The sequence below is a fragment of the Roseibium sp. genome, assembly GCF_050301095.1.
In the GTDB taxonomy this organism is placed as follows: domain Bacteria; phylum Pseudomonadota; class Alphaproteobacteria; order Rhizobiales; family Stappiaceae; genus Roseibium.
Genome location: NZ_JBNKYW010000257.1, coordinates 1 through 9,204, shown reverse-complemented (window position 1 = coordinate 9,204; position 9,204 = coordinate 1). Strand labels below are relative to the sequence as shown.

Sequence of the window (9,204 nt, the reverse complement as noted above, 5' to 3'; positions counted from 1 at the left end):
ACCAAGTTCTGGGTGGTTCGCCATCCTCCTGAGCGAAAGGTGGATGGCGAACGGCCTGTAGCGCATGCCGGGCGGGGTGAAACGACGATCATAATTTGACGACAAGGTGAAGTGATGAAACTCAAGACCTCCATTGCAACGGTCTCCATTGCCGGAGATCTCAGCGACAAGCTCAACGCAATTGCGGCAGCCGGTTTCGACGGTGTTGAAATCTTCGAAAACGACTTTCTGACCTATGATGCTTCACCCTCTGACGTTGGGAAGATGGTGCGCGATCTGGGCATGGAGATCACGCTGTTTCAGCCGTTCCGCGATTTTGAGGGAATGCCGGAACCGTTCCGCTCGCGCAACTTTGAGCGGGCCGAGCGCAAGTTTGAGTTGATGAAGGAGATGGGAACCGATCTCATGCTCATCTGCTCGAACGTTTCTCCAGCCTCACTCGGCGGTATAGACCGGGCGGCCGACGATTTGCGTGAGCTGGGTGAGCGGGCAGCAAAACATGGGCTGCGTGTCGGTTTTGAAGCGCTTGCATGGGGTCGTCATGTCTCAGACCACCGTGATGCCTGGGAAATTGTGCGGCGGGCCGATCATCCCAATATCGGCATCATTCTCGATAGCTTCCACACGCTTGCGCGCAAGATTGACGTCAACTCGATCCGGGCGATCCCCGGCGACCGCATTTTCATCGTTCAATTGGCTGATGCGCCTGTCATCGACATGGACCTGCTTTACTGGAGCCGCCACTTCCGCAACATGCCGGGTGAGGGAGACCTGGACGTCACCGGGTTCATGCGGGCGGTCGCGGCCACCGGCTACGACGGCACCTTGTCTCTTGAAATCTTCAACGACCAGTTCCGGGGGGGCTCCGCAAAGTCCATTTCGGTCGACGGTCATCGCTCGTTGCTCTACCTGATGGACCAGGTGAGCCGGCTGGAGCCTGGCATTGCCATCCAGGTGCAGCCGATGCCCGATCGTGTCGCGGTTTCAGGCGTGGAGTTCATCGAGTTTGCCGCGACCGAAGCCGAAACCGCCGAACTTTCCGGGATGCTGCAGGTTCTCGGGTTTTCCTGCATAGGCCGTCACATTTCGAAGAATGTGATGCGATGGCGCCAGGGAGACATCAACATTGTCATCAACACCGAGCGAAAGGGCTTTGCACATTCGTCCTATGTGGTTCACGGGGTCAATGTCTGCGATATCGGCCTGAAGGTTGCCGACGCCGGGGCGACAGTCGCCCGCGCGCGCGCCCTTGGAGCGGAGCCCTTCGAGCAACCCGTGGGACCGGAAGAACTCAAGATACCCGCGATCCGGGGCGCGGGCGGCGGCGTCATCCACTTCATCGATGAAAAGAGCGGCCTGGCTGCCGTGTGGGACCAGGAATTTCGATATATTTCCGCCGCCAAAGATGCGAAAGAAGCGGGCTTGGTGCGCATCGACCACATTGCGGAGACCATGGCCTCCGACGAATTGCTGACCTGGCAGCTGTTCTACACCTCGATTTTCAGAACCTCGAAAACGCCGATGGTCGATGTGGTGGACCCGGCAGGGCTGATCCGCAGCCAGGCCATCGCGAATGCGGACGGGTCTCTGCGCATCACTCTGAACGGTGCGGACAACCGCCGCACGCTGGCCGGGCATTTCATTTCCGAAGCCTTCGGTGCGGCTGTCCAGCATCTTGCGTTCGAGACAAAGGATATCTTCAGGACGGCCGAAAGGCTGAAGCAGAACGGCTTCACCCCCCTCGTCATTTCACCAAACTACTACGACGACCTCGATGCCCGTTTCGGACTGGAGGACGCCTTTCTCGACCAGTTGAAGCTCTATGGCATTCTCTACGACCGCGACGACAACGGTGGTGAATATTTCCAGCTTTACAGCCCGTTCTACGGTGAAGGCTTCTTCTTCGAAATCGTGGACCGGCGTGGCGGCTACAACGGGTACGGCGCCGCCAACGCCCCCTTCCGCATCGCCGCCCAGAAGAGACACCTCAGGGCCCAGGGCGTACCGAAGGCATGAACGGGATATGCTCCAAGCTGAAAGAGACACCAGCCAGGAAACCGTCAGCTCCCTGACCCCGCCCCCTCCCGGTTGCCGGTCACAGATCCAGAACGAGTGTCTCCCCGGCCTTTGACGCACGGGAGCAGCACAGGATCATCTTCCGTTTCTGTTCCTCGCCTGAAAGCACGAAATCGCGGTGGTCGACCTCGCCTTCCACCACGTCGCAGGCGCAGACACCGCAGATGCCGTCAGAGCATTTCAGGTCGACCGGAATGCCCGCCTCCTGCAGGACATCGGCCGCCGAGCGGTCGGCGGCCACCTCGATGGTTTGAGCCGATTTCAGCAGCTCGATCACAAAAGGATGGCTTTCACGATCCGGCTGTTCGGGAACGGTGAAATATTCCCGCGACAGGGTGTCTTCCGGCCAGAGTTTGCGGGCTGCCGTGTCGAAGATCGCCGCCATGTAGCCGTCACCGCCGCAGGTATAAAGCTTCATACCGGGGCGGTAGTCCGGAATGAGATCCTCCAGATCCGCCCGTCCGCTTTCGGCCGAAAAATGACAGGCCACCCGGTTGGCCCAGGGCATGTCCTGCAGCACCTTGGCAAAGCCGCTGTCTTGGCGGGACCTTGCCGAATAATGCAGCACGAAATCCTTATCCAGTGCGTGGAGGCGATGAGCCATGGCGATCATCGGCGTGATGCCGATGCCGCCGCCCATCAACAGCGTCAGTTCCGCATCCTCGTCCAGCGGGAAGTGATTGCGCGGCCTGGAGATATGCACCGTGCGGCCTTCCTTGAAGACCTGGTGCAGTAGCTTCGAGCCGCCGCGCCCGCCCTCTTCGCGCAGGATACCCAGAAGGTAGCGGCTCCGGTCCGCCGGGTCGCCGCAAAGCGAATACTGGCGCTGGAACTCGGGCGCGATCACCAGGTCGATATGGGCCCCGGCGGTCCAGTCCGGCAGCGGCGATCCGTCCGGGGACGTGAATTCGAACAGCATGACGGAGGAAGACAGATCCTCGCGTCCGGAGACGAGAACCGGGAACATCGGCGGTTCTTCCTCCACATTCACCACGCCCGGAACCAGCCCGGTTTCGCCGGCGGCCCTGCGCCTGCGGTACTCACCGGGCGTCAGAAGGGAGCGGTAGGTCTCGACCGCCTTGTTGCGGTCGACCGGCTGGGCAACCGGCCAGGGCTGCGGCATCAGCGGCGCCGGATAGGCGGCAAGCGTCTGGTCCTCGTATTTCACGACGAGATCCCGTTGCAGCTCGCGCTTGTTCACCTCCTCGGCGAGCACAAAGCGCATGCCGTCTTCGGCAACGACAAGATCCCACCACCATTTCTTCACCGGATTGATGACACCGCGCCCGCGCACGTCATCAAGTTCGGCCAGCTTTTTCGCGGAAGCCGGTACATGCTGCACCATCCAGCGGAAGGCGGCGTCCGTGAACAGGCCCTCGAAGTTCCACGGGCAGGTTTTCATGCAGCGCCCGCACATGGCTCCCGCCTTGTTGGTGATCCGGTAGCGGGTGCATTTTTCCGGGTCCGAGCGCCAGGTTTCATAGCCGTTGTACATCAGCTTCGGTCCGGCGGTGATCGCGCCGGACGGGCACTCGCGCGCGCATTTCAGGCAGCTGTTGCAGAAGTTCTGCATGCCGAAATCGATCGGCTTGTCATGGGCCATCGGCAGGGAGGTCGTCACCGTGCCGGATTTGACCCGGGGTCCGAGGAACGGGTTCATGATGGCATCGCCGATCCGGCTGACCTCCCCGAGCCCCGCCAGCAGCAGAAGCGGCGGCTGCACCACTTCGCTGTCGAGCACCGAATGAACCCGGGCGGAATAGCCGAGCCGCCGGATGTGTTCGGCGATCACACCGCCAATCAGCGAGAAGCGCAGGTAGGCCCGCATCGACTGCGCCGCGCTGATCCAGTCGTCGCCGGAGGCCCCTTCCATCGTCTCGTGACCTTGGTCGAAGAGGAGCGAGACCGCGTTGGAGTGATAGGGATCCAGCGGTTCACCGCCGGCATTGTGCGAATAATAGGCCCAGTCCGGGCAGCGTGACAGGCCAACGGCATCACAGGAGAGGTAATAGGACGCCGCCTTCAGGGCCTGCGCGTTCCGGACCGGATCCTTGAGCGTCTCCGACACCGGGCCGCGCGCCTCGCCATATTGCAGCAGCAACAACGCTCCGAGCGCACGGCGAGCGCAGGCCCCGATCGGACTCTTGCCGACATACATGCCGCCGCGCGCGGCATCCTGCACCTGCTTGCCGAGGTCGCCGTAGATCGCCCGCGCAAAGAAGTCCGCGCGTTTCGGCGGACGTGGAATGCTGTCCTCGTCGAGATAGGTGGTCGGCTCATCGACGCGCTTCAGTTTCTCGAACGGATAAGGCCCCATGTGAAAGGGCCGGTCCTGATAGGGCACCGCCGTCTGCCGGCGGCGGTCGGTCCCCACCCCGAGACGCCATTTCAGGCCGCTTGCGCCTTTGCCCGCCCCGGGCGCCAACGGCAGGTCCGGCGCAAGTTCCAGGGTCGTGGTGACGACCGCAACGCCGAAGCGGCTGCCGACGAAGGGATTGACGACAGCCTGCCCTTCCACCCGCGCCAGCCCGGCCGAAACCGCTACCCGGTTGAGATCGACATCGCGGGCATAGAGCGAATGCGCCCGTGCCTCGAATCCCAGCAGGCGCAGATAGTTGGCGATCAGCACGGCCGTGTTCGAGCTCAATAGGGCCGCCCGCTCGACCTGGGTTTCGTCAATCCATTCGTGGCCGGGTTCATCGATCCCTATGTCCCGCGTATGCTCGACGAGAAAGGCAAGGGCATGGGTGTGGTGCCGCGCAGGAGCGAGCTTCTTCCGGGAAGAAGCCTCGATATCGGCATAGATCTGGTCGATGCCGCCGGAAAAGACCTTCGGCTGTCCCTTGCCCAGCTCTTCCCGGATGCCTTCGGTGGCCGGATTTTCGATCTGCTCGGGCAACCAGTGCGCCGCCTCGAGACGGCAAATGCCGATCATCGAAGCATCGAAGTAGGTTCCGGCCGCCTTCAGGTGGTGGGCCCGCTCGACAGGATCATCCGGAATTTCCGAAATGGCCGGCATGACCGCTCCGTCCCGGACGATGTCCAGCATGGCCTGATAGCGGCTGATCGCATGCGCAAGAGACAGGAACGGCTTTGCCCCGGGCTCCGGGCCCATGGGCGTCACCACCTGTGTCAGATCCGGCGGAACGGACGTTCTCGGCTCGCGCTCCATCGGAAACGGGCCCAGATGAACGGGCCTGGCCCTGGTCGAAAAATACTTCACGCCGAATTGCCTCCACCACAGCGCTCCTGGTCGCGCTGCCTCCTGGTCCATTTGTTTACAAAGGTTGCCACGAGGCGTATGTCATCCGAATGGATGACAAGTCTGACACCGTACTCCACCCTGCCCGGATCACCACTCTCCTGCGGAAAGTGGAAGCATCCGACTTCGGCGAGGAGGTTTTGAAATTCGTTTCCCAGGCTGGCCCCATCCGCAATTTCGGGGCCTATTTCTGGACCAGCGTCAGGCGCAGGAAGGCGGTACTGTCCATCAGCTGCGGCTCGATCGGCGACTACTGGCTGCATCGCGATGGCGCGGACTTCGTCGCCAATACCGACGTCTTCAACGAGCTGCAGGCAACCGTTGAAGCCGCCGGAGAAGCCCCTTCCTCGCAGATCATCCGCTTTACGCCACCAGCAACAGACCCACGCTATCCGCGCTATCAACGGGCAGGAATGCTGGAGCGCCTGAGTGTCGCCACCCGGCGAGGCGACCACGCGATCCAGTCCTTCTTTCTGCGCAGTGCCTCGGACGGCAGGATCAGCGACCGGGAGATGGAGCGCTTCGCGGTTCTGCTGCCGATTGCCCATGAAGCGATTACCCTGCGCCACCGCATTGTCGGCTCGGAAGCCTTCCAGTTCCGGCCGGGCATGTCCGTCTCCAGCCTGAAGGAACGCGGCAATCCACTTTTCGGGGGGCTGTCGCCCCGCGAGGCGGCAACCTGCGATGCCATTCTCGCCGGCCTCAGCGTCGCCGGAACCGCCCTGCAGCTGAAGGTCTCGGAAAACACCATCCGGACCTTGCGCCGGCGCGCCTTCCGCAAGCTCGGGGTCACCTCGGCCCAGGAGCTGATGTCGCTTGCCCTGTTCGACACCCAGGCCGCTGCACCCGCGGCAGGGAACACTCCCTCCGCACCTGTCTGACCGAGGCAGCAGGCACGGATGACGTCCGTCTTTTCACGCCAGAACACTTAGCCATTGACCTAAGTGATTTTTGCGATATAGTTAGCCATATGGATAACAATCAAGCTGCACTCGACACCGTCTTTCACGCCCTTGCCGACCCGACCCGCAGAGCCGTCATTCAGCGGCTAGGTCAGGGCTCCGCAACCGTGAGCGAACTGGCAAAGCCGTTCGACATGGCCTTGCCGTCCTTCATGAAACACATCGGGGTGCTGGAGGCGTCCGGGCTGATTGGATCCAGGAAAACCGGCAGGGTCCGCACCTGCACCTTGAAGAAAAAGCGGCTGGCCGCCGCCGAACGCTGGTTTGAAAAACAGCGGGCTCTTTGGGCCAGCCGCTACGACAATCTCGACACCCTGCTGGAAAGCATGACCGGAGACACAGATGAAAACTGATTTGAAATTTGATTTTATCGTCGACAAGGACGACAACACCCTCACCGTAGAGCGGGAATTTGCCGCAAAACGGCAACTGGTCTGGGACTGCCACACGAAGGCCGAATTGCTCGACCGCTGGTTTGCCCCCAAGCCACTTACCGCAAAGACCAGGTCAATGGATTTCAGCGAGGGCGGTCACTGGCACTACGCCATGGTCACCCCCGAGGGTCAGGAATACTGGTCGCGCCTCGACTACCAGACCATCCGCCCGATCGACAACTACACCGCCCTCGACGGCTTCAGCGACGACACCGGCGCGCTCAATCCGGACATGCCGAGAGCGAACTGGGACGTGACGTTTTCCGATCACTCCGGACATACCATCGTCCGGACGGTCGTCACCTATACCTCCGCTGACGACCTTGAAAAGGTCATTGCAATGGGCATGAAGGAAGGCATGACGTCCACCATGGAACGCCTGGACGAACTGTTGCTGACGCTGGCCGTCTGACGGCAGGGCCCTCGACCACCACCGGAACGAAGCTCCGCTTCAGTTTTTTGCAAGAAAAGGCAGGCCCCGAAAGGGCCTGACTTTTTTTGACTTGGGCTCCGCCGTCCAAGGCAGGATCACGGCATCATTTCCGGCCTGCCCGATCACCCGCGGCGGGATTCTTTCCGGAGCTGCCGGCAGTCGCATCGTTGAAATTATGACGGTCCGCAGCCGTGTCTCCGGGCTCGTTGTTGCCCTGGTGATTGCTGCCGTGACCATGCCAGGTTGCCGAATGATCGGCAGGCCCATTGCCGTTTCCGGCTCCATATGCGGCCGTGGTCAGAAGAAGGGCACAAGCAGCTACTGCCGGAAACAGTGATTTCGTCATTTTTTACACCCCTTTTACGTACGCCTGATTGACGTGCAAAAAATTGCACGCAGGCAGACGCTAGGGGCCGGGGCTCTAAAAAGTCGTTGCCCCGCACTGGGTGTTTCAAATCAAATTAACCGTTCATTTTCCTTGAATTCGACCGGCATGCCTTCAGGCATAGCGGCTTGCGCGCCCCCGGGTCAGGTCAAAGCGGCTGTCAGTCCGGAATCGGCTGCATCAGGATCTGATTGTCGGCGGCGGACTGCCCCTCCACCAGTCGCAGAATGCTTTGTCCCATCAGTTGCCCGGCCTCGAAAATATTCTCGTAGATGCTTTTGAAGGCTGGGCGGTGCAAATGCAGCAGGTTCGAGGTTCTCTTGACGATCAGGTGAAAGTCCTTGTGCGGGATCTGCCCCTGGTCGATCAGTGCGGATGAGATGGCCAGCGCGGAAGTTTCACCGGCGCAGACCACACCGTAGGGACGCGGCAGCTCGCCGACCCTGCGGCAGTAGTGTTGCTGAATGTCTTCGGCAGAACCATCCAGCGTGATTTCCTCGGGAATATCGAAAGGAATACCGCTTTCACGCACGGCACGCATGAAGCCGTACCGCAGGTGCTGGCAGAAGGTGAACCTGTCCGGCGGCAGAATGATGCCGATCCGCGCGCAGCCCAGATCGATCAGCTGCCGCGCCGCCTGGTAGGCGAAGGCCTCGTTGTCGTAGTCGACAAAGGCATGCGGCGTTGTGAATTCGGTCCGGCCATGGGTGACGAAGGGAAAATCCTCTTCCTGCAGGATCTTGACCCGCTCGTCGAAGAGCTGCGTTCTGGAAAAAATAAGCCCGTCCGCAAGACGGTTTTTCAGAATGTAGTTCACCGGATCGACCGGCGGCTCCCCCTGGAACTCCGGCGTGATCGTCAGGTGAAAACCGGACCCCTTGAGGGCGTAGCTCAACCCTGCGATTATCGACCGGCCGAAATCCGGTATTTCGTCGTGCGGCTCGAGGATCAGGCTGATCACCCGGGTTTTGCCGGTTCGTAGCCTCTGGGCGGCGCGATCCGGAACGTAGCCGAGCTCCTTCGCGGCCTCGGCAACCCGCTTGCGGGTTTCGAGCGCAATCTGCGGCGAGTCAAGCAAGGCCCTTGAAACGGTGGTCACCGCAAGGCCCGTCTTTTCCGCGACGGTTTTGAGCGTCGGCTTCTTGTAGGTCAAAGTTCCGCCTCTCCTCCTCCGCGACGGGCAGCACTGTTTACCGCAAAACGTCATTTCCGGGCGAATTTCTCGAATTTATAACGTTGTAAAAAGATTGCAACTGCCGAAATCAGATTAATTTCAAATGAAAAGCATACATGTTTGCAGATTTCTCTTCTTGACAGCCTTGCTATTTATAACGTTATAAATTGAACACCGGCGCGGAACGGCGACGGCTGACTTGTCTTGGGAGGACAAAATGAAGACCTTGAAATTCAAACTGCTGGCAACGGCGGGTATCTTGGCCGCGACCATGAACGCTGCCAATGCCGGCGATGTGGAAGTGCTGCACTGGTGGACGTCGGGCGGGGAGGCAGCAGCCCTCAACGTCCTGAAGGAAGATCTGGAAAAGCAGGGCATCGGCTGGCAGGACATGCCGGTTGCCGGTGGCGGCGGCTCCCAGGCCATGACCGTGCTGCGCGCCCGGGTGACCTCGGGCAACCCGCCCACCGCCGTGCAG

6 protein-coding genes and 1 pseudogene are annotated in these 9,204 nt (G+C 60.9%); 5 read left to right on the top strand and 2 right to left on the bottom strand.

Annotated features, from left to right (window positions below):
* Positions 1-114: 114 nt before the first annotated feature.
* Positions 115-2,016: a bifunctional sugar phosphate isomerase/epimerase/4-hydroxyphenylpyruvate dioxygenase family protein gene (locus ACQY7U_RS22225; protein WP_428649506.1), complete on the top strand. Its 1,902-nt coding sequence runs from the start codon at positions 115-117 to the stop codon at positions 2,014-2,016.
* Between the two features lie 79 nt (positions 2,017-2,095).
* On the opposite strand, the gene ACQY7U_RS22220 is transcribed toward ACQY7U_RS22225, so the two are convergent.
* Entirely contained in the window at positions 2,096-5,299 is a 3,204-nt protein-coding gene (locus ACQY7U_RS22220; RefSeq protein ID WP_428649504.1) for a 2Fe-2S iron-sulfur cluster-binding protein, read from the bottom strand.
* A gap of 89 nt (positions 5,300-5,388) precedes the next feature.
* Between ACQY7U_RS22220 and ACQY7U_RS22215 the strand changes: the two genes are divergently transcribed.
* The 3 genes from ACQY7U_RS22215 to ACQY7U_RS22205 all read left to right on the top strand — a co-directional run bounded on the left by ACQY7U_RS22215 (position 5,389) and on the right by ACQY7U_RS22205 (position 7,146).
* Positions 5,389-6,219, top strand: coding sequence for a helix-turn-helix transcriptional regulator (locus ACQY7U_RS22215; RefSeq protein ID WP_428649502.1), 831 nt, complete (start codon positions 5,389-5,391; stop codon positions 6,217-6,219).
* 89 nt (positions 6,220-6,308) lie between these two features.
* Complete coding sequence (locus ACQY7U_RS22210) at positions 6,309-6,653, top strand: ArsR/SmtB family transcription factor (RefSeq protein WP_428649499.1); 345 nt, start codon at positions 6,309-6,311, stop codon at positions 6,651-6,653.
* Positions 6,643-7,146 (top strand): SRPBCC family protein, encoded by a 504-nt coding sequence (locus ACQY7U_RS22205; RefSeq protein ID WP_428649496.1) that lies wholly within the window; start codon positions 6,643-6,645, stop codon positions 7,144-7,146. The genes ACQY7U_RS22210 and ACQY7U_RS22205 overlap by 11 nt, the downstream gene beginning before the upstream one ends.
* A gap of 566 nt (positions 7,147-7,712) precedes the next feature.
* On the opposite strand, the gene ACQY7U_RS22200 is transcribed toward ACQY7U_RS22205, so the two are convergent.
* Positions 7,713-8,705 carry a LacI family DNA-binding transcriptional regulator gene (locus tag ACQY7U_RS22200; RefSeq protein ID WP_428649493.1) on the bottom strand — a complete coding sequence of 331 codons (993 nt, stop codon included), beginning with the start codon at positions 8,703-8,705 and terminating at the stop codon, positions 7,713-7,715.
* 292 nt (positions 8,706-8,997) lie between these two features.
* Here ACQY7U_RS22200 and ACQY7U_RS22195 point away from each other — a divergent pair.
* Positions 8,998-9,204, top strand: a pseudogene (locus tag ACQY7U_RS22195) (sugar ABC transporter substrate-binding protein); the annotation flags it as partial.